The organism is Salmonella sp. SAL-020, assembly GCF_017372215.1.
Lineage (GTDB): Bacteria > Pseudomonadota > Gammaproteobacteria > Enterobacterales > Enterobacteriaceae > Salmonella > Salmonella enterica.
This window is the reverse complement of sequence record NZ_CP071690.1, coordinates 67558-90652: the sequence shown is the minus strand read 5'-3', so window position 1 is coordinate 90652 and position 23095 is coordinate 67558. Positions and strand designations below refer to the sequence as shown.

General features: G+C 49.2%; 20 protein-coding genes and 3 pseudogenes. 8 read left to right on the top strand and 15 right to left on the bottom strand.

What is annotated here, in order from left to right; genetic code table 11:
• Window positions 1-241 precede the first annotated feature (241 nt).
• Window positions 242-586, bottom strand: coding sequence for a hypothetical protein (locus J1G48_RS00430; protein WP_000120776.1), 345 nt, complete (start codon window positions 584-586; stop codon window positions 242-244).
• A gap of 417 nt (window positions 587-1003) precedes the next feature.
• On the opposite strand from J1G48_RS00430, the gene J1G48_RS00425 reads away from it, so the two are divergent.
• The 4 genes and pseudogenes from J1G48_RS00425 (at window position 1004) to J1G48_RS00410 (ending at window position 4020) form a co-directional block, all read left to right on the top strand.
• A complete protein-coding gene (locus tag J1G48_RS00425) occupies window positions 1004-1159 on the top strand; it encodes a TA system toxin CbtA family protein (RefSeq protein WP_077904897.1) in 156 nt (51 codons plus the stop codon).
• Window positions 1160-1263: 104 nt separating this feature from the next.
• Window positions 1264-2449 (top strand): annotated as a pseudogene (locus J1G48_RS00420) (AAA family ATPase).
• Window positions 2450-2478: 29 nt separating this feature from the next.
• Window positions 2479-2895 (top strand): annotated as a pseudogene (locus J1G48_RS00415) (DUF4942 domain-containing protein); the annotation flags it as partial.
• Between the two features lie 87 nt (window positions 2896-2982).
• A complete protein-coding gene (locus tag J1G48_RS00410) occupies window positions 2983-4020 on the top strand; it encodes a virulence RhuM family protein (protein WP_000774140.1) in 1038 nt (345 codons plus the stop codon).
• 153 nt (window positions 4021-4173) lie between these two features.
• On the opposite strand, the pseudogene J1G48_RS00405 reads toward J1G48_RS00410, so the two are convergent.
• Window positions 4174-4305, bottom strand: a pseudogene (locus tag J1G48_RS00405) (transposase); the annotation flags it as partial.
• A gap of 1013 nt (window positions 4306-5318) precedes the next feature.
• Here J1G48_RS00405 and J1G48_RS00400 point away from each other — a divergent pair.
• Complete coding sequence (locus J1G48_RS00400) at window positions 5319-5936, top strand: helix-turn-helix transcriptional regulator (protein WP_000984806.1); 618 nt, start codon at window positions 5319-5321, stop codon at window positions 5934-5936.
• 74 nt (window positions 5937-6010) lie between these two features.
• Window positions 6011-8878 (top strand): intestinal colonization autotransporter adhesin MisL, encoded by a 2868-nt coding sequence (misL, locus tag J1G48_RS00395; protein WP_001143034.1) that lies wholly within the window; start codon window positions 6011-6013, stop codon window positions 8876-8878.
• A gap of 94 nt (window positions 8879-8972) precedes the next feature.
• Here the strand turns inward: misL and J1G48_RS00390 are convergent, their stop codons facing one another.
• On the bottom strand, window positions 8973-9437 hold the full coding sequence (locus J1G48_RS00390) for a hypothetical protein (protein ID WP_001521985.1): 465 nt from the start codon (window positions 9435-9437) through the stop codon (window positions 8973-8975).
• Window positions 9438-9447: 10 nt separating this feature from the next.
• Window positions 9448-10305, bottom strand: a complete 858-nt coding sequence (locus J1G48_RS00385; RefSeq protein ID WP_001278065.1) for a transcriptional regulator — start codon at window positions 10303-10305, stop codon at window positions 9448-9450.
• 783 nt (window positions 10306-11088) lie between these two features.
• Between J1G48_RS00385 and J1G48_RS00375 the strand changes: the two genes are divergently transcribed.
• Window positions 11089-11769 (top strand): isochorismatase family protein, encoded by a 681-nt coding sequence (locus J1G48_RS00375; RefSeq protein ID WP_000106464.1) that lies wholly within the window; start codon window positions 11089-11091, stop codon window positions 11767-11769.
• A gap of 167 nt (window positions 11770-11936) precedes the next feature.
• On the opposite strand, the gene cigR is transcribed toward J1G48_RS00375, so the two are convergent.
• The 5 genes from cigR to J1G48_RS00355 form a co-directional block, all read right to left on the bottom strand.
• Entirely contained in the window at window positions 11937-12416 is a 480-nt protein-coding gene (gene cigR / locus J1G48_RS00370; RefSeq protein ID WP_001065324.1) for an anti-virulence regulatory inner membrane protein CigR, read from the bottom strand.
• Between the two features lie 101 nt (window positions 12417-12517).
• Window positions 12518-12604, bottom strand: coding sequence for a magnesium transporter protection protein MgtU (gene mgtU / locus J1G48_RS23510; protein WP_252515021.1), 87 nt, complete (start codon window positions 12602-12604; stop codon window positions 12518-12520).
• Window positions 12605-12616: 12 nt separating this feature from the next.
• A complete protein-coding gene (gene mgtR, locus J1G48_RS00365; RefSeq protein WP_001082117.1) occupies window positions 12617-12709 on the bottom strand; it encodes a protein MgtR in 93 nt (30 codons plus the stop codon).
• Between the two features lie 21 nt (window positions 12710-12730).
• Window positions 12731-15457, bottom strand: a complete 2727-nt coding sequence (gene mgtA, locus J1G48_RS00360) for a magnesium-translocating P-type ATPase (RefSeq protein WP_000131287.1) — start codon at window positions 15455-15457, stop codon at window positions 12731-12733.
• A 219-nt stretch (window positions 15458-15676) separates the two neighbouring features.
• Window positions 15677-16372, bottom strand: a complete 696-nt coding sequence (locus J1G48_RS00355) for an MgtC family protein (protein WP_000392700.1) — start codon at window positions 16370-16372, stop codon at window positions 15677-15679.
• A gap of 511 nt (window positions 16373-16883) precedes the next feature.
• Here J1G48_RS00355 and J1G48_RS00350 point away from each other — a divergent pair.
• Window positions 16884-17786: an EamA family transporter gene (locus J1G48_RS00350; RefSeq protein ID WP_000535970.1), complete on the top strand. Its 903-nt coding sequence runs from the start codon at window positions 16884-16886 to the stop codon at window positions 17784-17786.
• 42 nt (window positions 17787-17828) lie between these two features.
• Here J1G48_RS00350 and J1G48_RS00345 read toward each other — a convergent pair whose 3' ends face one another.
• From J1G48_RS00345 to J1G48_RS00320, 6 genes are all read right to left on the bottom strand, one after another.
• The gene (locus J1G48_RS00345) at window positions 17829-18770 is read right to left on the bottom strand and encodes an Rpn family recombination-promoting nuclease/putative transposase (protein ID WP_000749540.1); all 942 of its coding nucleotides are present in this window, start codon (window positions 18768-18770) and stop codon (window positions 17829-17831) included.
• Window positions 18771-19005: 235 nt separating this feature from the next.
• Window positions 19006-19749 carry a 2-dehydro-3-deoxy-phosphogluconate aldolase gene (locus J1G48_RS00340; protein ID WP_001186140.1) on the bottom strand — a complete coding sequence of 248 codons (744 nt, stop codon included), beginning with the start codon at window positions 19747-19749 and terminating at the stop codon, window positions 19006-19008.
• Window positions 19736-20845 carry a D-glucosaminate-6-phosphate ammonia lyase gene (gene dgaE / locus J1G48_RS00335; RefSeq protein ID WP_000188476.1) on the bottom strand — a complete coding sequence of 370 codons (1110 nt, stop codon included), beginning with the start codon at window positions 20843-20845 and terminating at the stop codon, window positions 19736-19738. Before dgaE ends, J1G48_RS00340 begins: the two co-directional genes overlap by 14 nt.
• Before the next feature lie 3 nt (window positions 20846-20848).
• Window positions 20849-21709 carry a PTS system mannose/fructose/sorbose family transporter subunit IID gene (locus J1G48_RS00330; RefSeq protein WP_001575156.1) on the bottom strand — a complete coding sequence of 287 codons (861 nt, stop codon included), beginning with the start codon at window positions 21707-21709 and terminating at the stop codon, window positions 20849-20851.
• Entirely contained in the window at window positions 21706-22455 is a 750-nt protein-coding gene (locus tag J1G48_RS00325) for a PTS sugar transporter subunit IIC (RefSeq protein ID WP_000380259.1), read from the bottom strand. Before J1G48_RS00325 ends, J1G48_RS00330 begins: the two co-directional genes overlap by 4 nt.
• 145 nt (window positions 22456-22600) lie before the next feature.
• Complete coding sequence (locus J1G48_RS00320; protein ID WP_001284295.1) at window positions 22601-23086, bottom strand: PTS system mannose/fructose/N-acetylgalactosamine-transporter subunit IIB; 486 nt, start codon at window positions 23084-23086, stop codon at window positions 22601-22603.
• Window positions 23087-23095: the final 9 nt, after the last annotated feature.

Below are 23095 nucleotides of genomic sequence, written 5' to 3'. Positions count from 1 at the left end.
GCATATAATACGAAAGGAAAGGTGGAGAGAGAAAGTGGAATATTATTTTATTAATCACCATTTACCGATTGCTAAAACCGAACGTCCATTTATTGTGGGATATCGTCTGCAAAGAAGGGATAAAAGTACGCCAGGACTAACGCGGGCGGGACTTAACTAATCACCAAACGAATTTGTGGGTTATACTTACAGGCTCATCCTTTCTCAAAAGAGATACGCTTACCAGGCCAAAATTATGAGATCAACGTATAGAGCCATCCGGATAAAGATACATGCCTCCCTCCAGATACACGGGTTCTCCTTCTTCTACCGCTAAATTATGATACAGCGATTGCATTTCATCATCTGCACTTTCTTCCGGTTGGTTTTCAACTCGATAATAGGTATCTACATCATAGTTCTGTTTACGGAGATCGTCGTCGCTGTATACGCCAAGCCGTTTTTTTAAGCCTGTTATATTAAATATCCATTTTAACCCATCTTTAATATAATAGGCATCACCATAAGCATTTTCATCGGGGCATTCTTTATAGCCCATCCGCAATGCAACATCACAGCCATGCTTACCAACATATTTATAACTCATATCCCCCCCAATATGTTGCTTCAATATCCCGGATAAAATTCATAACGAAAACCTATCCTGATAACCTATGCCACATGAAGGATAGAATTTAAACTAAAGTACGCGTTATATTATCCCCTAAGTCCGTATCAAGTATGCGTATTCTGTAGTAGTTAGTAATATGTTCTAATTTATTAATGTGAGTTATATATGAAGAGATTATTTACAGCTATGATTATCGCTTTTATTACCGTCACGGCATCATCCAGTGCGCTTGCCTGCCCAAAGGGTCAACATCCACATGGGGATACAGGCTCACATCATAAGGGTGGATGGTGTTCATACGAGCAGTAACGTCGCAGCTTACTCATCTACTTGAAGGCACTATAGCCTTACGTTTATCAACGCAGGCGCTACGTTTGTCGATGCCGTAACTTTCTGAAGAAAAAACATGAACGAGTTGGTATCGATCGCAAAGAATATGGTTACCAGCAACAGTCACCTTGTCTCCAGGCTGTCGATATTCTACGGACACGACAGGAAAGGATTTTATTAATTTCTTATAAAAACCATGTTAATCAACAGGATAAATAGTTAAAACGTGATAAAAGGCGTAACCTTTACCCGCTTAAAGCGGGCAAGATTGCAGGCAAGAGATGTTATTATACTAAAACATAAAAACAGGTGAGGCTAGTGTAATGAGAATCGACAAACTTTCACTGCTTCACTTTCGTTGTTTCAGGCAGCTCGATATTACTTTTGATGAACACATTACGATTCTGGTTGCACCAAACGGCGCGGGCAAGACGACAGTACTGGATGCGGTACGCCTGGCGCTGTTCCCCTTTATTCGTGGCTTGCCGGCCTCTATGTAAAAGATAAATCGCTGGTGATCCGTACAGAAGATGTACGTCTGGTTTTCCGCCCTGAAGCGCTGAACATGGAAATGTCATCTCCGGTCATGATTACAGCTACCGGAGAATGGGAAAGCGGAAAGACGGCAACCTGGATGCTCGACAAGCGAGGAGAACAGCCGCCGCATGAAGATAAGACGGCGGCGCAGCTTACCCGTTGGGGTGAACAACTTCAGACGCTGGTGCGTGAAGAGCATAATTTGCTGCAGGTTGAACTTCTCCTAATGCTTTATCTGGGGACTGCTCGCTTGTGGTATCAGGAACGTTATGAGGCACAGCCTACTGAACAGCGTCTGGATAACAGCGCCTTTTCACGTTTGTCTGGTTATGACGATTGCCTCTCGGCCACATCAAACTATAAACAGTTTGAGCAGTGGTATAGCTGGCTATGGCATAGCTACCGTGAACATCAAATCACACAACTTGAATCACCTTCAACAAAGTTAAAAGAAGATGTTCGTATTCGCGGATGAAAGAAGCTATTCAGGCTATCCAGCAAACCATTAACTGTCTGACAAAAGACGTAACTGGCTGGCGCGATCTGGAATACAGCTCCAGCCATAACCAGCAACTGGTAATGAATCATCCGCAGCACGGCAAGATCCCCTTAGCCCAGCTCAGCGACGGCCTGCGTAATGCGGTTGCGATGGTAGCGGATATCGCGTTTCGCTGTGTCAAACTCAACCCCCATTTACGCGATGAAGCCGCCTTAAAAACACAGGGGATTGTGCTGATCGATGAAGTCGATATGTTCCTGCACCCAGCCTGGCAGCAGCAAATTATCCAGTCTTTGCGCAGCGCATTTCCACTAATCCAGTTTATTGTCACTACCCATAGCCCGCAGGTTATCAGCACGGTAAAACGTGAGTCTGTTCGCCTACTTGAACAGGACGAGAAAGGTAATGGTCTGGCGTCAATACCACCGGGGCGACCTACGGCGAGCCAAGTAATGATGTACTGCACAGCGTGATGGGCGTCGATCCCCAACCTCCGGTTAAGGAACAGGATGTTTTCGAACGTGGGATTATCAATGTATTTAAGGGGTTAAGCCAGGAGTACAAAACCAATAATCCTTGTTATTTCGGCAAGAAGATTATCGTCAACAATCTGGTGAAGCATGACCGATGGGGCTACAGCCTGAACTGGGGCTGGCGACGCGACCAGCTCGCCGATCTGGAACGAATGCTCTACCTGCTGGATAGTAAAACCATTCCTGACAACCGGCATGATGTCTCTATCCGGTTTATGGACTTCGTGCGCGATAATCCGCGTGAGCAGGTCTTTGAAGACGATATGTTCACCATCCGCTACTTTTAGAAGGGCAGCGGACATATCACATTTAAGCGTCTGGATCTGGTGGAGAATATGAATGATATCGTGGCGAAGCATTATCCGGGGGCGCTGCCCGCAAAATAAACGCTATCTGCGTAATAAGCTTCACCAGGAATTTCTGGCATACTAGGCAGATTACGGCATTGCGAGTCAGATATAAGCGGAGGCGGCATGGCAGACAAATACTTAACCCAATCCCCGGCAGGCGAATTTGTTATGTTTGCCAGCGATGACGGTGAAGTTCGTGTGGAGTGCCGCTTTGAGCAAGAGACGCTATGGCTCCCTCAGGCAACCATCGCCAACCTTTATCAGATCACTCCCCAGGCAGTTACACAGCACATTAAAGCGATCTATGAAGAAGGCGAACTTGAGCAAAACGCAACCTGTAAGTCTTACTTACAAGTTCAACAGGAAGGTAGCCGTCAGGTAAGCCGCAACAGGCTTCACTACAGCCTGCCTGTCATCCTTGCTGTCGGCTACCGCGTTCGTTCCCCGCGCGGCACACAGTTCCGCCAGTGGGCAACCCAGACGCTCCAGAAATACCTGATCAAAGGTTTTGTGATGGACGATGAGCGCCTGAAAAATCCGCCCGTGGGTTCATCGGCTGTACCCGACTATTTTGATGAGATGCTGGAGCGTATCCGCGATATTCGCGCCAGCGAACGTCGGGTTTATTTGCGGGTACGAGAGATCTTTGCGTTAGCCGCCGACTATCAACCATCGCTCAAAGAAACCACGCAATTTTTTCAAACCATCCAGAACAAGTTGCATTTTGCCTGTACCGGACATACCGCTGCTGAACTCATTCATCAGCGTGCTGACGCCAGCCAGCCGCATATGGGGCTGACCAGCTATAAAGGTGAAGAGGTACGTAAGGGTGACGTGACGGTGGCAAAAAATTATCTCACTCAGGATGAAGTCAGCGAGCTTAACCGCGTAGTTAACATGTGGCTGGATTTTGCCGAGGATCAGGCCCGTCGTCGTCAGCAGATCTTTTTACGCGACTGGCAGGATAAGCTGGATCAGTTCCTGCAATTTAACGACCGTGAGGTTTTACAAGGCGCAGGTAAAGTCACTAAGAAAATGGCCGATGAAAAAGCGCAGGCGGAATATAGTCAGTTTGCTGAACAACAACGGCGCTTAAAAGAAGCCGAAGGTGAGAAGGATATCGCCGGTTTGCTACAATGGAAAACAGAACCTAAAAAGTAGCTCAGAATGCCCCGAACCCCACAAGCAAAATCATTTGGGGGCACAATAGTGGGCACCAGTAAAAATCCAACAAGATAAAAATCAATAAATTCAACAGACCAAGATATCAAATTAGACTCCTGTGATTGCATGATACCGTCGTGAATATGGCGGTTTTATCCAGGCGTAAAGACTGTGGGTAGTAATATCAAGACGTGTTGCGACGCTGGAAACAGAATGGCCGCGCTCAATAACCTGTTTTACCGCTTTAATTATAAACTCTTCGGGATAACGTTTACCGCTCATGGGCTCCTCTCTTTAAGCTATCTTAAATGACTCTGCGGTGTCTGTTAAACCTGTGGCGATTCATTTAATTTTTTGTACGTATCCCACATAATCGTGCTATTCACATTTAGAGATCACGTCATCGATCTGCTAACGAAGGAATCTCTATGTGTAAATCCCGTCTCACTGAGCATCAGAACATCGCCGTAATTAAGTTGGCCGAAGCCGGATGAATGGTTAAAGATATCTGCCAGGAGGCGGATATTTGTGAAGTGACTGACTATATCTATGGACATTGGGTTTCACCACATCCTGTTTCTCACTAATGTGCTCCGGGAAAGAGTTTTCATCAGATGAGCGATTGAAAAGAGAAGCCAGAAGCTGAAGTTGCTTCGACCGATAAGTCTGTCGGTTGCTCAGACTGTCACGATCAGAATTAAGTCAGATCAACTTATTGGCAAGGTATGACTCCCGGCGTTAAGTTACAAAATTTTCTCATGGCATTAGCATTACACCCTCTTAAAGTTTACATGCGTCTCTATAAAATAGTCTTAAATTTGTATATAAGAAGTTGATGAGAGCACAAATGTCACCATTAAGTCATTGAATAACAATGCAATAAAAGAAAAAATCTTAAATTAGCTTTTAATAATAAGAATTCATTACAGGTTTACAGGAATTACTTTTATATTTCATCACATCACCCCGATAGTGACAAAGGCAGCAGACAGATGGTATTGAGAACCGTTATTTATCACTCTCATGATTTAGCAAATAGTGCTGTTTTAAGATTTTTTATGATATTGGAGATACTGTATAAAAATCTCAATGCGTGAAATACAAATCCGAAATGATGTATTACGACTGTCGGATCTGTCATGGTTTTTTAAAGCTGTATTTTAGTGCTTTCCAGGAGTTTATGACACTGACAATATTTCGCGACTTTTGACAGTCGTAGTACTTTATATTATCTGGATTGACACATTTATTTACCAATGAAATATTAATAGAAACATCGACAGGAGTCGTTCAGGATGATGAGAAAGCCTTCACAAATTGTCCATTGCATTAGTTGCGATTTATCCTGTCAATTATTTCCTGACAGCGCAGTACGGGTGCAATACTGTCATAATGCGGCATTTTCCATCTGGCCAGATGGTAATGCTTTCCTGAAAAAAGGGTTTATTGAAAAGTTATTGCTTGATAGACACAACCATTTATCCAGCGGTTTTATCTTTGTTGATTTTTCTTTCCCGAATCTTCGACGATTTACCGATTTGCAATGGGCTGACAGTCTGGCAGACAGTGGCATGCATATTGTCCTGATTTCTGACAGAAGTTTAACTCCGCTGGCCAATTACTGGATTTTGAAAAGCAATAAAATACAAGGAATTATTTATTCCGATGACGATGATATTGTGCAACAGCAAAAGATGCACCGCTTGTTTACCGGTCGGCTTGCCAACAGTAAACGTGGACGAACGCTTAACTATACGGAATTTATATTACTGAAGCGCTTTGTATCAGGAATAAGTATTCAGCAGATTGTAAATATTGACAATATTGATATTAAGAAACTTTATGTGCATAAGCTGCGGCTTGAAAATAAGCTAGGGCATAGCATTCATAAAATAATATCAAATATTTTATAGATCCGTTTCCATTTTTATTATTTCCATATTATTGCGATGTGGAAGACGCTTTACGCCATAATGCAGGAGGCAGAATGCCAACTCCCCAAAATTACTCATTCATCGCCATAGCGGTATCAGCAGCGTTAGCCTCTATGGTATTTCCCTCCCAGGCGGCCTGGGTTGACGTTGATAGTCTGCCATCCAGTGGGCTGGTCAGCCAGTTGCCGCCGGAATTACAGGCTATTATTCCCGCTCAGGCCAGTACCGGTTTCACCAAAGTCGGTACTATGCCCAACTACGTTTATCAGTGGAACACCGGCACCATCCCGGTTTATGGCAATGGCCTCACGCTTAATGGGCCGGGCGCGGAGGCGTTTGAACACACTGTCACGGTTATTCAGAACAGCGGGACGGGAAATCCGGGCGTGATTTTTGGCAACGACCTGACCATTCGGACGCAGTCGGCGAATGCCGCGAATAATGGTAGAGACGTCGATGGCATCCGTACTCACGGCGCAAATACTCCGGATAACCCGGTATTTATTATTACCGGTGACCGTACCAACATCTACGTGGATGGTCAGGATGGTGACGGTATTAACGCCGGATATAACTCACTGGGCCAGGGTTGGACCGGATCGGCCAATATTTACGTCGGCGACGATCTGTATATCAAAACGACCGGTAGCCAGGGACGTGGCATTACAGCTAACGCCATGCGGGATGCGTCACGTGCCAAAAATACGATTGTCGTCGGCAATCGTGCGCATATTGTTACTACCGGCGACAGTTCAGAGGGGCTGCGTACCGGACAAAGCGGTTCGTTGATTCGTCTGGGTGACGATGCAACTATCGAAACATCCGGCGCATCCTCAACGGGGATTTACGCAGCATCCTCCTCCAGAACCGAGCTTGGCAACAACGCTACTATTACGGTGAACGGTGCCAGCGCACACGCGGTATATGCAACTAACGCTACCGTTAATTTGGGAGAGAATGCCACTATTAGCGTTAACAGCGCCAGTAAGGCTGCATCCTATAGTAAAGCCCCTGCCGGTTTATACGCCCTCTCCCGAGGCGCCATTAATCTGGCAGGCGGTGCGGCTATTACTATGGCGGGCGATAACAGTAGCGAAAGTTACGCCATCAGCACGGAGACTGGCGGCATTGTTGACGGTTCTTCAGGAGGTCGTTTCGTCATCGACGGTGATATTCGTGCTGCTGGCGCCACCGCTGCCAGCGGTACGCTACCGCAGCAGAACAGTACGATTAAGCTCAATATGACGGACAACTCGCGATGGGACGGGGCGTCGTACATCACCAGCGCTACGGCGGGCACAGGCGTTATCTCTGTACAAATGAGCGATGCGACCTGGAATATGACCAGCAGCTCAACGCTCACTGACCTGACGCTGAATAGTGGCGCAACCATTAACTTCAGCCATGAAGATGGCGAACCATGGCAAACGCTCACCATCAATGAAGATTATGTAGGCAACGGCGGTAAGCTGGTCTTTAATACTGTGCTCAACGATGATGATTCCGAAACGGACAGGCTGCAGGTTCTCGGCAATACTTCAGGCAACACATTTGTTGCAGTAAATAATATTGGAGGAGCCGGGGCGCAAACCATTGAAGGTATTGAAATTGTTAACGTTGCTGGCAATTCCAACGGTACTTTCGAAAAAGCAAGCCGTATTGTTGCCGGAGCCTATGACTACAACGTGGTGCAGAAAGGTAAAAACTGGTATCTGACCAGCTACATTGAGCCGGACGAACCGATTATTCCTGATCCAGTAGACCCTGTTATCCCTGACCCTGTCGTTCCCGATCCGGTGGACCCTGATCCAGTAGACCCGGTTATCCCTGACCCTGTGATTCCCGATCCGGTGGACCCTGATCCAGTAGACCCTGAGCCAGTAGACCCGGTCATCCCTGATCCGACAATTCCTGACATAGGGCAATCTGACACACCGCCGATAACAGAACATCAGTTCCGTCCGGAAGTGGGCAGCTATCTTGCCAACAACTATGCGGCAAATACGCTGTTCATGACGCGTCTCCATGACCGTCTGGGTGAAACCCAGTACACCGACATGCTGACGGGTGAGAAGAAGGTCACCAGCCTGTGGATGCGTAACGTCGGCGCCCATACTCGCTTCAACGATGGCAGCGGGCAGCTAAAAACCCGCATCAACAGCTATGTGTTACAACTGGGAGGCGATCTGGCACAGTGGAGCACTGACGGTCTTGACCGTTGGCATATTGGTGCAATGGCAGGTTATGCCAACAGCCAGAACCGCACGCTGTCGTCCGTGAGTGACTATCATTCCCGTGGTCAAGTCACCGGTTACAGCGTCGGCCTTTACGGCACCTGGTATGCTAACAATATCGATCGGTCTGGGGCTTATGTGGATACCTGGATGCTGTACAACTGGTTTGATAACAAGGTCATGGGTCAGGATCAGGCCGCTGAGAAATATAAATCCAAAGGAATTACCGCCTCGGTTGAAGCCGGTTACAGCTTCAGGTTAGGTGAAAGCGCGCATCAAAGCTACTGGTTGCAGCCCAAAGCGCAGGTGGTATGGATGGGCGTGCAGGCTGACGACAATCGCGAAGCCAATGGTACCCTCGTCAAGGATGATACCGCCGGTAATCTGCTAACCCGCATGGGCGTAAAAGCCTATATTAACGGCCACAATGCTATTGATGACAATAAATCTCGAGAGTTCCAGCCATTCGTGGAAGCGAACTGGATCCATAATACGCAGCCTGCCAGCGTGAAGATGGACGATGTCAGCAGCGATATGCGTGGTACGAAGAATATTGGAGAACTGAAAGTAGGTATTGAAGGACAAGTTACCCCGCGCCTGAACGTATGGGGTAACGTGGCGCAACAGGTGGGTGACACAGGTTATAGTGATACCCGAGGAATGTTGGGGATGAAATACAGTTTCTGATTCAGGTAACAACAGAGCCGCTGATCTTCAGCGGCTTTTACCCGGAAGCGCTTTCATTTAGCTGATAGGTTTCATGAACGGCTCCCAAAACCGCTTAATGTGTACAGAAAAATATCGGGCGTTTCCCGATGGTGAACATAAAGCCACGATGGCCCTGAGTCAGGATGGTGTAACTGATACTTTTCCCTGGATAGACATAAAAATCGGGTAAAACCGTCTCGATAACCGCATCGGACAGTGTTTCGTCACGCGTGACTTTGTTGATATCCGTCGATATAAAATGGGTGCTGTCTTTATTTTCACTCCATACATAGGAAACATCACGGCGGATCACGCCGCTCATTTTATTATCGACGTAATACGTTCCGCTGATGGAAACCACCCCAGTGCGTTTTTTCAGCGAATACATAAAGTCCAGCGTCAGGTTAGCCTGAGTGTTGTTATAAAACACAATCACAGGCGCCGTACATTTCTCTGGATCCCGGTTCTTTTCCGTATACAAATGAAAAAGATGCCCAAGCCCTACTCCCAGAAACAGTAGCGTCAGGCAGGCTAACATCAGTGCCTTTTTACCCATGTGTCACCCCGCGGAAAAAAAGCGTCACGCAGCCTGTATCACCGCGCGTTTTATAAGGTTGCTGACAAATCAATGCCGTAACCGCTGGGGTGCGACTGCTGGAAGGGAAATAGACCCATGGGTATTTCTGACAATCCATACCGGTTTTTAGAATCATTGACTTATAGCTTGCAAAGCGGCTACCGCTTTCGATATCTTCATTCCGCGAGAAAAAATGACAGCCCTGAGTTGTTTCAACCAGCGTGTAGCGATCGTAAAAATCCTTATCGGGAACGGTTTGCCAGCTTATAGTGCCAAGCAAAATACCAACAGCAAATGTCCCGGTCATCCAAAGTACAGGTACATAATGTTTAAACCAACGCCCTGACATACGCGGCGGCGTCTCACCCTTTTTTTCTATTGTCTGAGCGAAGTCTTTGCGGATGGTCATGAGGCTCACACCAGGCTCAATCTGAAAGCCTCTACGCGGAACCGTGATTATCAGCGTATCTTCATTTTCGCCAACGGTACGTAATCCGCGGCGAATAATGGAGATATTCTGATAAAGCGTATTTGCCGACACCACCATGCCGTCTTCTTCCCACACTTTTTGAAAGAATGTTTGTTGTGAGACGACGGAGGGGGCGTTTTCCAGCAGAAGGCGCAAGCAGCGGCTGGCGGGCGTTGTCAGAATAATGTTGAGATCTGGCCTCGATAATGACGCCAGGCGATTCATTTCTGGATTAAATTCAATATTATCGTTAATTATCCATAACATCGCATTGTTACCATGCCAAAACATAACGTAGTTGGAGAGGGTTAATAGACACCACTGAGTATAGTCTGATGCTGTGGCTGCGTAGCAGGACATGGATTGTCCCCTGCACATACCGATCATATAGAAGAGCGAGAGGCATAAGACATTAACAGGTAAGCGTAGACACCGCTTTTCTCATTATAGCAGACTCAGGGGTGAAAGTACGTTTGGTTTTCTTGTTCGTTAAGTCTCCTGTTTTGTATTGAGGTGAGAATATCACCTTTAATCAAGTGGCCAAATTTACTGTGCCACTACGCTTTAATATCTCATATATAAATCATGAGAAAAAATATCCTGATAATCTACCCCACATGAAAGACAAGGTTTTATTCAATGTGTTCCTATAATGGCTTGTAATATCCCAAAAAGCAGCACTCGTTATATAGGGATAGTTTCCAATTTATTAAGAGTTACAGTAGCCATACTTAATAAAAGCACGCTTCCCACTTAATATTTAAGCTGTGCTTTATGTTATTTAAATATAAATAAGTTAATCCTTAACCAACATATTTCAAATTTATACCAAATAATTTTAAAACTATCTATCAGAAACAATTTGTAGGGGCATAGTTTGTTTTTTCAATCAATAATCCTCTCTGACATGTAAAATAGAAACATTTATTCATAATATGAATATTGTTGTGATAACAAATTCGCGTGAAAGTAAATCGACTGAAGGTGATGCCGATGAATATTCCTTCAGAAAGAACTCAACAGGGTAATCCAGAATCGGCAACGGATTACTGTCATCAGCTTAAAAACGGAAATCGCCCCGGCGATTAATGACTTTAACACTGATAGTGACTATCAGTGAAAGGCAACAACAAGGAATGAATTATGTCTACACCCGCGAATTTTAACGGTCAACGCCCTGCCATTGATGCTAACGACGCAGTAATGCTGCTGATTGACCACCAAAGTGGCCTGTTTCAGACCGTCGGCGACATGCCGATGCCGGAATTACGCGCGCGCGCCGCGGCGCTGGCTAAAATCGCTACCTTATGCAATATGCCAGTCATTACTACCGCATCCGTACCACAGGGACCAAATGGTCCGCTGATTCCGGAAATCCATGCGAATGCACCCCACGCGCAATATGTCGCGCGTAAAGGGGAAATTAATGCCTGGGATAATGCCGATTTTGTACAAGCGGTAAAAGCGACAGGCCGTAAAACGCTGATCGTCGCCGGTACTATTACCAGTGTCTGCATGGCTTTCCCAGCCATCAGCGCCGTCGCGGAAGGGTACAAGGTATTTGCGGTAATTGATGCCTCCGGTACGTACAGTAAAATGGCGCAGGAAATTACGATGGCCCGCGTGGTACAGGCGGGCGTAGTACCAATGGATACCGCGGCGGTAGCCTCTGAGCTGCAACGTACCTGGAATAGGGAAGATGCCGCAGAATGGGCGGATGTATATACCAAAATATTCCCGGCCTATCAGCTACTGATTGAAAGTTATACCAAAGCGCAGGAAGTAGTAAAAAATAATGAACTGCTGGATTCTCAACGCGCATAAATAACGCCCTGAAGCGGCTAAATAGCCCCATTTAATGGGGCTATTTTACTTGCCATTTTGGTCCTGGGCAGTGCTCGCCAAAACGCGTTAGCGTTTTGAACGCCGCTTGCGGCGGCCCGAAGGGCGAGCGTAGCAAGTCAAACCTCACGTACTACGTGGATAGGCTCTTAATCAAATACGCCATTAATAATCGCCGTGACCACCGCGGTACTGAGCGCGATCAGCACCAGATTATCCCCAACGATTTTCCACTCATAGCCCGGATAATAAGGTAATTGTCCCAGCATAGACGCCGGCACCGTTTTTTTAGCGATTCCCGGCGGCAGCGGTTTTCCTCTCGCCAGATTTTTCGCAATCCCCGGAGGTAAAGACTGATAACCCGTCAGCCCTAAATTCACTGCCAGTTGTCTGGCGACAGCGTAGCTAATGTCCGACTCGACGTGATCCGGTTTACCGCCATTTTTACGGTGTTCCGTTTTTTGCCCGGCATTTCCTTTATGTCCGTTACCGTTATTACCCTGATTAGCCGCGTTATTACCATGTCCGCCGCCATTGCCATTTCCCGGATTCGCCAGCACAGGCGTAGCGCTCAGGGAAAACGTAATCAACGTCGCCAGGACGGCGGTTAAACCACGACGATTATTCATGATATTGCCCTTCTGATGTGGGATACCATGAAAATAGCGCCCCGCCATAAAAAGAACAACTACATCGATTCTTATTTTAAGCGGGGCTCGCCAACAGCAACTTATCGTATCCAGATAGTCAGTAAAATCAGGATGATTGCTATCAGGACAACCTGATAAAAAATTTTGTCCAACCCTCTTTTTTGCATGGCGTCACCTCGTTAGAAAACGATTTGCCAGAGGGCTAAACACAACACCAACAGGCTAATCAGTAAAAATATCAGCGCGATGATTTTATCGGGTGAGCGATTCATCTGGGCGATCCTCAAACATCATTAAAACCACTGGCCAAAGCGTTTGATATAAAAGCGCTTCATGCCTTGCGCCACCAGACAGTAGCTCAATAATGTCGCCACCAACCATGGGAAGTAGCTCAGTGGCAGCGGCTCCAGTCCAACCATCGCGCCCAGAGGTGAGAATGGAATATAAATGCCTATCGCCATAATCAAGCCGGTCGTCAATAATACCGGCAACGTCGCCCGACTTTGGATAAACGGTATTTTCTGCGTCCTTAGCATATGCACGACCAGTGTCTGCGAGAGCAGACCCTCAATAAACCAGCCGGACTGAAAGAGCGCCTGCGCCTCTACGTTATTAGCTGCAAAGACGTACCACATCAACGCAAAGGTTGTGATATCGAAAATAGAAGACGTTGGGCCAATCCATAGCATAAAACGGCCAATATTTTTCGCGTCCCATTTCCGCGGCTTACGCAGGAACTCTTTATCCATTTTGTCCCACGGCAACGACAACTGCGAAATATCGTACATCAAATTCTGGATCAACAGATGAATCGCCAGCATCGGCAGAAACGGAATAAACGCGCTGGCTACCAGTACCGAAAAAACATTGCCGAAATTAGAGCTGGCGGTCATATTCAGGTATTTAATGATATTGCCAAAGGTTTCCCGCCCTTTGATAACGCCTTCCTCAAGCACCATGAGATCTTTTTCCAGCAGAATAATATCTGATGACTCTTTAGCAATATCGGCGGCGCTATCGACGGAAATTCCCACATCCGCATCACGAAGCGCGGGCGCGTCGTTGATCCCATCTCCAAGAAAACCAACGGTATGACCATTTTTCTGTAGCGCTTGCAAAATACGCGTTTTTTGTAACGGCGTCAGCCGGGCGAATACTGCGCGTTTCTCCACCTCAGCCGCCAGTTCGGCATCCGACATCGCCTCAACCTGGGTTCCGGTCAGGATATCGTGCGTATCAATACCCACTTCCAGACAGATACGCGCCGTCACGACCGGATTATCGCCGGTGAGGACTTTGACCGCCACGCCGTTATCCCGCAACGCGGCAATAGCTTTTCCGGCGCTCTCTTTCGGCGGATCGAGAAAAGTGAGCATCCCTTCGATGGTAAGTTCGTTCTCATCCTCCACACTTAATGTCGGATTGTTCCCGGAACCATCCAGCTTACGTGTCGCTATCAGCAATACACGGAATCCCTGCGCATTGTAATCTTCGGTTTTCGCCAGCAGTAGCTCGCGGCGTGTTTCCGTCAGCGCCACCACACGATCGCCTTCGCGAAGATGGGTGGCTACCATCATCATCTCTTCAACAGCGCCTTTACAGATCAGACATCTGTCTCCATGCTGCGCATCCTCCACCAGGACCGATACCCGGCGACGTACAAAGTCGAATGGCAGTTCATCGCGTTTAATGAAGCGCGCTTTTGTCGATGGCGCGATGCGGCCCTCGCCAAAACGCAGTATGGCGCGATCCATCACATTCCGGGCGCCGCTCTGGCTGCTACTATTCAGCCAGGCCAGCATCAATACCCGGCTGCTTTTTACACCGCTCACATCCAGATGATGCTCCAGAAAAATATTGTCCTGGGTTAAGGTGCCAGTTTTATCTGTACACAGCACATCCATCGCGCCGAAGTTTTGAATAGCGTTCAGGCGCTTGACGATCACTTTGCGCCGCGACATCGCGATCGCGCCTTTTGCCAGGTTGGAACTGACAATCATGGGCAACATTTCCGGCGTCAACCCCACCGCAACCGCCAGCGCGAACAGCGAAGCCTCTACCCAGTCTCCCTTACTGAAACCATTGATCAGCAGGACAACCGGCACCATGATCAGCATAAAGCGTATCAACAGCCAGCTCACGCTGTTGACTCCGCGATCGAAAGCCGTCTGGGTACGCGTACCCACAATGGATTTCGCCAGCGAGCCGAACCAGGTACGGCTTCCCGTCGCGACCACGACCGCTTGCGCTCTGCCGCTGGTTACATTGGTTCCCATCAGACAGATATTGCCCAAATCTAGCAGGCTTTTATCTTTATCAGGCAATTGCTCGCTGTCTTTACCTGCCACATCAGCCATAACATCGTATTTTTCTACGGGTAATGATTCACCACTAAGAATTGACTGACTGATAAAGAGATCGCGCGACGCCAGCAGTCGAACGTCGGCGGGCACCAGATCGCCTGCGGCCAGAAAAACCACATCGCCCGGCACCAGTTCTTCAATGGGAATCTCTTCCTGCACCGCGCCTATATTGCCCGGCCCACGACGCAACACCGTGGCGGTGGTGCGAACCATCTTTTTCAGCGCCTGTGCTGCTCTGTTAGTGCGAAACTCCTGCCAGAAACGCAATAACCCGCTCAAACTGACCATCGTCAGAATAATCAGCACGCCAGTGAGATCGGTCTCTTCGCCACGGCGTAACGGGAGCCAGTAATCCGTGATGAAACTAACCCCTGCCAATGCCATCAGAACGTAAATAAACGGGTTATTGAATGCCTGCAGAAGCTGAATCAGCGCCGGAGGAACTTGCTCATGCGCCACTTCATTGCGCCCATACACTTTCAACCGTTCGCTGGCCTCTTCTATCGTGAGGCCCTGACGATGGCTGTTCAGCCGCGCCAGTGTCTCCTCCGGGCTATGAAAAGCTTCCGCTTCGATCGGAAATACTTTTTTATGCTGCTTATCATTTTCTGACGCCGGGCGATTGAGTTTCCGGTTTTCAATGTTCATGTCAGTCATGATGAATCCCCAAAATTAAGGTGTAGTGTTTCCTGCATATCACGCCCGGGGAATAGCAAACTCACGATTTCAAGGTGAATGCCCCGGGAGAATTATCTATGCATAAAAAAGGTTATTGCTTACTCACTATTTTGAGTGGGTTTTATTTTATCGACTCGGGAATATCCATCATTCCCTCCTTATACGCCTGGCGTAATGTTGCAATTGAATAAAAAACTATTATTGACTATCAATGCTCCAGTGAATTGCGGTGATATTATCGTTATCACCTATTCTGGATATAATCAGTTCTCGCGTTTTACGATAATCAGCATGACCCACGAGCTCGGCACGAATTTCTTTATAGCCCTGTTCCTGAGCGGGGACCGAACCTAACCCTTGTAAACAGATCGCGGCCTCTTTTACGATATTCAGTAACCACTGACGAACCTCGCTTTCATCTTCTTTATTACAGGTTACTTTCAGGATATAACGTTTTTCTCCCTCGGCGGATACCGGGAGTTGATTTATACGCTGCGCCGCTTCACGCAGTAAAATATTGGCGCAAAGAATAATGATCGTCGCCGCCAGCGCATTTTTGAACTGCCCTAAGCCGCATAACACGCCGATGCCCGCCGAACACCATAGCGTTGCCGCAGTGTTCAGCCCGCGCACATTCATCCCTTCGCGCATGATGACGCCCGCCCCCAGAAAGCCAATACCAGAGACAATCTGCGCCGCAATTCTCCCGGGGCTGTCTGGCGATGTCGTCATGGAGCTCAGAATAAAAACGGCGGCGCCTGTCGCCACCAGCGCATTAGTGCGTAATCCCGCCATACGTTGACGCCATTGTCTTTCCGCGCCAATCAGCGCGCCCAACAGCATAGCGGCCAGTAAATTCAAAATATAAGGAAACATTAACATACGTTCCTCCATTTTTTCTGGAAGAATAAGTACGTGCTATATTTAGCAGCACACGACAAATTTCTGCCCTGAGGCAATTAGCGTCGTGTTAACGGCGGAGGAAATAAAGCGTGTTTAAACATGAACATGACGATTACCTCGCGACAATGCGCGTGTTGTAACATTATTGGGATGACAATCGTCACAAGGGGAGATTGCTGCCCACCGGTTCGGCAAGCAGCGCAGGAATAGCGTGCGTTAACTTGCCAGATGATTTACGTAAAAGTGACTGTCCAACATATTACTCCTGCATGAATTTGCGCTTATTATAGTCAGCCAATATGTTCCGTAAAGTGCAAAGGCGGGTTTAGTGACGTTCTGTTTAAGTTTGTTTGATATTTTTTCTTATGACAAAAAAATGACAATATTATGTCGATAACAAGCTCGTCTGAAATCATTAAACAATAAATTCCTGCTTAATACCGGCGATAGCTCTGTTATGATGCCTGCACGTAAAAAAATAAAACAACATGACGAGGAAAAAATGGGTTCCACCAGAAAAGGGATGCTAAACGTCCTGATTGCCGCCGTATTGTGGGGGAGTTCAGGTGTTTGCGCGCAGTACATCATGGAGCAAAGCCGTATGTCGTCACAGTTCCTGACGATGATACGTTTGTTATTCGCCGGGCTGATACTGGTGACCTTCTCCTTTATGCACGGCGATAAGATATTTTCGATTCTTAAAAACCGCAAAGATGCCCTGAGTCTGCTGATTTTCTCCGTGGTGGGCGCGCTCACCGTTCAGCTAACCTTCCTGCTTACGATTGAAAAATCCAATGCCGCCACCGCGACAGTGCTGCAATTTTTATCGCCGACCATTATTGTAGCGTGGTTTGCATTAGCGCGAAGAACACGACCAGGCATTCTGGTCTTAACCGCCATTCTTACATCGCTTATCGGCACCTTTTTACTGGTGACTCACGGCAATCCAACATCGCTGTCGATCTCTTCAGGCGCGCTGTTCTGGGGTATCGCCTCCGCATTTGCCGCCGCCTTTTATACGACCTGGCCTTCCAGGCTAATCGCCCAATACGGCACGCTGCCAGTGGTCGGCTGGAGTATGTCCTTTGGCGGCCTTATTCTGCTGCCCTTCTACGCTAAAGAAGGAACGCACTTTGCGGTGAGCGGCAGCCTGATTCTGGCCTTTTTCTACCTTGTGGTGATCGGTACGTCGCTGACGTTCAGCCTGTATTTGAAAGGCGCGCAACTGATTGGTGGCCCCAAAGCCAGCATTTTAAGCTGCGCGGAACCGTTAAGCAGCGCCCTGCTGTCGCTACTGCTGTTGGGGATTAGTTTTACCTTGCCGGACTGGCTGGGCACGCTGCTCATTCTCTCGTCAGTGATTCTGATCTCCCTCGATTCCCGTCGACGCGCGCGGGCCGCTTAACGCCGTTGATAATCACGATGACCGGGCGGAAAAGGGAAAAGTTTAATGGCGCTTTGCCTTAATCTCTTCGTCAGAAAGCCCGGTAATCATCAGCACCATCTCTCGCTCGATCCCCTGTTCCAGCATCGTATGCGCAATACGCAAGGCTTCCTCCTGCTTACCTTGATGTATACCTTGCTGTATGCCTTGTTGCACGCCTTCACGCTTACCTTTTCTGCGCCCCGATTCACGTATTCTGTCTACGATCGTCATTAATCTCTCCTTGTGTTGGGGAACACGACGCGCCACCTCGCGGATAAACTTGCCAAAACGAGGCGTGCTGCCATGCTGTATTAGCAAATAATTAAACAGCGCTTTTAGCTGACTGTCATTAGCGTTTCCCGTAATCAGAAGTACCGCTAAGCGCTCGACCAATCCCATCAGGTCGCGTTGACGTATATGCTTTTGTACCAGCTCCAGCATCGCGATACGTCGATGCTGCATAATCTCGTTATCCGGCACCACCGTAATGTCTACCAGTGGAAATGCCGTCGCATAAAGCTGACGCGCCAGTGCAGGATCGTCAAACTCATCCAGCCAGCACAGCGAAAAGGGATACGGGCTTTTCGCGCCATGGTAAAACAGCATGGGAATCACCAGCGGTAACGTTTTATGGCCAGCATCCAGATGGCGCTGCATCGCGGCAGTCGCGTAACGCATTAACCGGAACGCCATATGCGCGTCCGGCGTACTCTGATGCTCTATAACGACATAGATATAACCGTCGCCTTCACACGTTTTTAGTGACCAAAGGACATCGGAATAAAACGCGCGTAAATTTTTCTCGATAAAACTGTCCGGCGCCAGTTTCAACGTCGTCAGATCGCAACGTATTCTTAGCGAATGGGGAAGATGAATATTGAGAAAATCCCGCGCGGTATCCGGATGGCGTAAAAACGTTTTGAATACCGCATCATGAGGCGTGGACGTGGGGCTTTTTTTCATGGCGATCCGTCACCTGAGGAATAAGATGACGCCACTGTACTCGCCAAAAATACAGACAGCATTCAGGAAAATTTACCCCTGCGAGGAGGCTCGAAAGGGAATCACTGACGGCTGCAATACGTACATTTTTGCCCAGCCTGCTACGCATTATCGCCCAATAGCGTAACGCTAACCGGGCCTACAAATACACGTCATCTGTAGGCCAGGTAAACGTAGCGCTCTTCGGCGATAAATCTCACACCAGCGCTTTGACTATCTCCATCAACCGAATGACGTCTTCGGGGCGCGTATTGCCGGTTTGCGGATCGATAATCGAGCTGTAAACATGCGGCATAACGCGCGGCACGCCTGCTTCCAGGCAGGTTTGCAGGATAATACCGAAATTATCCAGTGAGATACCGCCGGTCGGCTCGATAAGCGTCATGCCGTGGCGGGCAGCGGTTGTCGCCAGCGCATAGAGTTCCGGTAACGACTTTTCGCCGCCCATCGGGAAAAACTTCGCCGCATGTGCGCCCATATCCTGCATCATGCGTACCGCCGCTTCACAGGAAACGCGGGCTGGCGTTCCCTGGCTGCTGCTGACGCCGGTAGAAATCAACACCTCGCCAGGCGTTCCCGTCGGGCTGACCAAGGCGTTAATATGTGTTTGCTCGCCGCCTGTCGCCGCCAGTGCGCCCGCTGCGAAGCCGCTGCCGGTAAAAGTCTGGTTGACGTGGGCCGGGTGAGTATGGGCGGCAATCATCGCCGCTTTGTAGTACTGCGCCGGGTCGCCTGCGCCCAGTCCCACCGAGATAGACGGCACCTCCGCCATCCAGCGTTTCACCTCCGGCACGCCCTCTTCTACCGTAGCGAACTGCGCGGAAAGTACGCCAATGACCGCATGGCCTTCGGCGGCTTCATAGATAGCCTTCGCGTTGGCGATATCCTTTGCCAGTACGTTAATCGCTACCCGCTGACGATAAAAATTAATCTGCTGCATGTTCTGCAATCTCCCTGAGTCGCGCCACAATCAATGCCATTTCCCCTTCAGCTACCGTGCGTGGATCGAGGCTAAAAACCCCCTGATGAAGCTGATATTTGCGGGCGTAAATCGCTATCTCGCCGCCGCGCAGCTGCGCTTCGACGTCCTGCGCGTTCAACCCCAATTCAGATGCGTTCACCCGCACACGAATACGCCAGATTGCACGCCCGGCCTCATCCTGTTCGATATCGGCATAAAGCCCATGGATAGCGGAAATCGCTTCTGCGACCGGCTGTAACTGTGCTGCGGTCACGGTCGTCTGGCCCTGGTGGTAATTCTCCAGCGCATACACCAGCCCAACCATGTTTTCCTTGCCGATTTTCATTGCTCTGGCAATCCCCTGGTGCTGCGCTTTGCAGGCGGCAATCCACGTTTTCTTACCAGTGATAAAGCCGGAGGTTGGCGCATTAAAGGCTTTCGCGCCGCTATAGATAACCATATCCGCGCCGCTCGCCACCCAGCCGCGCAAATCCTCTTCCGCCGCGGCATCGACAATCAACGGCAGGTGGTTGGCCTGCGCCACCTGTACAAAATCGTCAATGCTCAACATGCCTTTCTGTACGCAATGGTGTGATTTCACATACAGTAGCGCGGCGGTCTTTTCGTTAATGGCGCTTTCCAGTTGCCAGCGGGCCGCCAGATTGCTCGACCCCACTTCCACTATGCGCCCGCCGCCAAGACGAATGGCGCTGGTGACTGGCGCGCCGTAGTCAACGTTATGCCCGCGCAGCATCACTACCTCATTGGCCATACCGCTACTGTCCGGCATCAGGGCGACGCGCGCCCGCTCGCCGTGGGTGATGGCGGCAGCGACGGCAATGGCAATACCCGCCGAGGCGCACGAGGTGATATAGCTATCTTCAGCACCCGTATAGCGCGATACCAGTTCGCCGGTTTTTTCCACCAGCGCGTCAATCTCGACGAAAGCGGAAGCCGCGCGCGCGGTGGCCTGCATGACCTCCGGCGCGACGCTTGAGACGCCCAGAATGGTCATTTTGCCGCAGGCGTTAATGACCTTTTTCAACCCCAGTTGTTGATAGATATTCGGCGTCATGATTTACAGCACTCCCAACAACGAACAGACTATGCTCAGTGCGACAATCGACAGCAAAATGGTGGTGTAGCGCGGCCCTTTTTTTACCAGATAGAAGTAGATGGCGAATACCGCCGCCAGTGGCAGTAAGCCCGGCGCGATAGAGTCGAGGATCTGCTGAACCACCACTTCAGATCCTTTCAAAGCGCTAATTTTTAACGGCGTGGTGATTTTGACGTAGCTGGCGGAAAGCGCGCCCATCATGATCAAACCCAGCACGTTGGCCCCGTAGATCAGTTCTTTGATTCGCCCCCCTTGCAGCAGGCCGATAATCGAATCACGCCCCAGCGTATATCCCTTGTGGACCATACCGTAGCTGATCGCCAGGGTGATCGCCGGGTAGAGAATCAGCGGGATAATACCGCCCATCGCGCTGCCATTTGCCGCGAACGGAATAAAGATCGCTATCAACAGCGGCATCACCGCCGCCCAGATAATCGAGTCGCCCATCCCGGCAAGCGGCCCCATCAGGCCAGTTTTAATGCCGGTGATAGACGAGTCGTTAATCGGCTCGCCGCGCGTTTTTTGTTCTTCCATGGCAATAGAGATGCCCTGAATCACCGCGCCGAAGGTCTGCTCGGAGTTAAAAAAGTTAAGGTGGCGTTTTAGCGCTTCTACCTGCTCCTCTTTTTGTGGGTAGAGTTTTTTGATGATCGGCGTCATCGAGGCGCAGAAAATCAGGCTTTGTAAGCGCTCATAGGAGCTGGAAACCTCGGCGCCCAGCCAGTAGATAAACCAGGCTTTGGTGATATCTGCTTTGGTCAGCGCCCCGCTTTCCCGCGCGCGCTCAACCAGTTCATGCTGCATTACGTCACTGTTCATCATGCTGCTCCTTCATTTTTCGCCAGGCCTTTAATCAGGAAGGCGACACAGGTGCCGAAGATGGCCATCGCCATGATGTCGACCTTGAGGTACAACACCGCGAAGAACCCGCCGATAAACCACGGCAACAGGCTCTTTTTACCGATCACCATAATGGTGATGGCAAAGCCCAGCGCCGGCAGAATGCCGCCCATGATTTCAAAGGAGTGGGTTAACCAGTGCGGCATCAGTTTAAGGAAACTTTCCACCACATCCTGGCCAAAGTAGTTAGCGGCAAAGACCACCGGGAAGCGCAGCACCAGCCCCAGCAATGCCGGGTAAAGAAAGGCGCAACGCATGATGCCCGCCATGTTTGCCGTTTCCGCGTGTTTATCCGCCATATGCACCCAGGCGGCGTTCAGCGTGCGCCTAAGCTGATCGAGAAACACGCCAATCACGCCAAACGGGATTGCCAGCGCGATCGCCAGGTTTGGGTCCATACCGGCCTTCACCGCGATAGGAATGGAGATACAGGCCGCCAGCGCCGGGTCCGACGGCACGTTGCCGCCCGGCGTTGAGGTCACGCCCAAATAAACGAGCTGCATCCCTGCGCCGATGATCATCGCGGTCTGCATATTGCCAAGCAAAAGCCCGACAAATACCGCGATCACCACCGGTTGTAACAGCATCGCGGAGAAGGTGTAGCCGAGGCGTAAACGGGCAAACCAGTAATACAACCCCATCAGGCTTGCAAAGAGTAAGGTATCCATAGTGTTATCCTATACACTTCATCCTTCAGGCTGCCTCTTTGTTGGCTGCCTTCGCTCACCCCAGTCACTTACTTTAGTAAGCTCCAGGGGATTCACTCAGTTGCCGCCTCGATGCATCCAGAATGATTTTGTGTCTATTAAAGGGTTAGAATTTTTTCAGGATATCGTCGAGCGGCTGCGGCTTATCTTCCGGGATGGTCTGGAAAAATACCTGAACGCCACGGTTTTTCAGGTCGTTAAGAATGCCGACGTCTTTTTCATCCAGCGTAATATTCTGAAAAACCGCCTTGCGGTTTGGCCCGCCGCCGAGACCGCCAACCTGAATGCGGGTAACGTCAAAGCCCAGTTGTATGGCGTCCTGCACCGCCGCCAGTGAGGGAAAAAGCACCAGCACGTTACCGTCGCCAAGCTGATTTTCTTTCCATGCGGCGGCAAAACTCTGGTTGCCGAAGCAATCCACTTTGATATTTGGCGGCGCGGCCATCAGGTAGATATTTTTCATAAACGGATCGGCATCCAGTTCATCACTCACAACGGCTATCCGGTTCGCCTGAGATTGTCCGACCCACTTCGTGACAACCTGCCCATGAATGAGACGGCTGTCGATGCGGCATAAAACGATATTGGCCATGATGTTTTC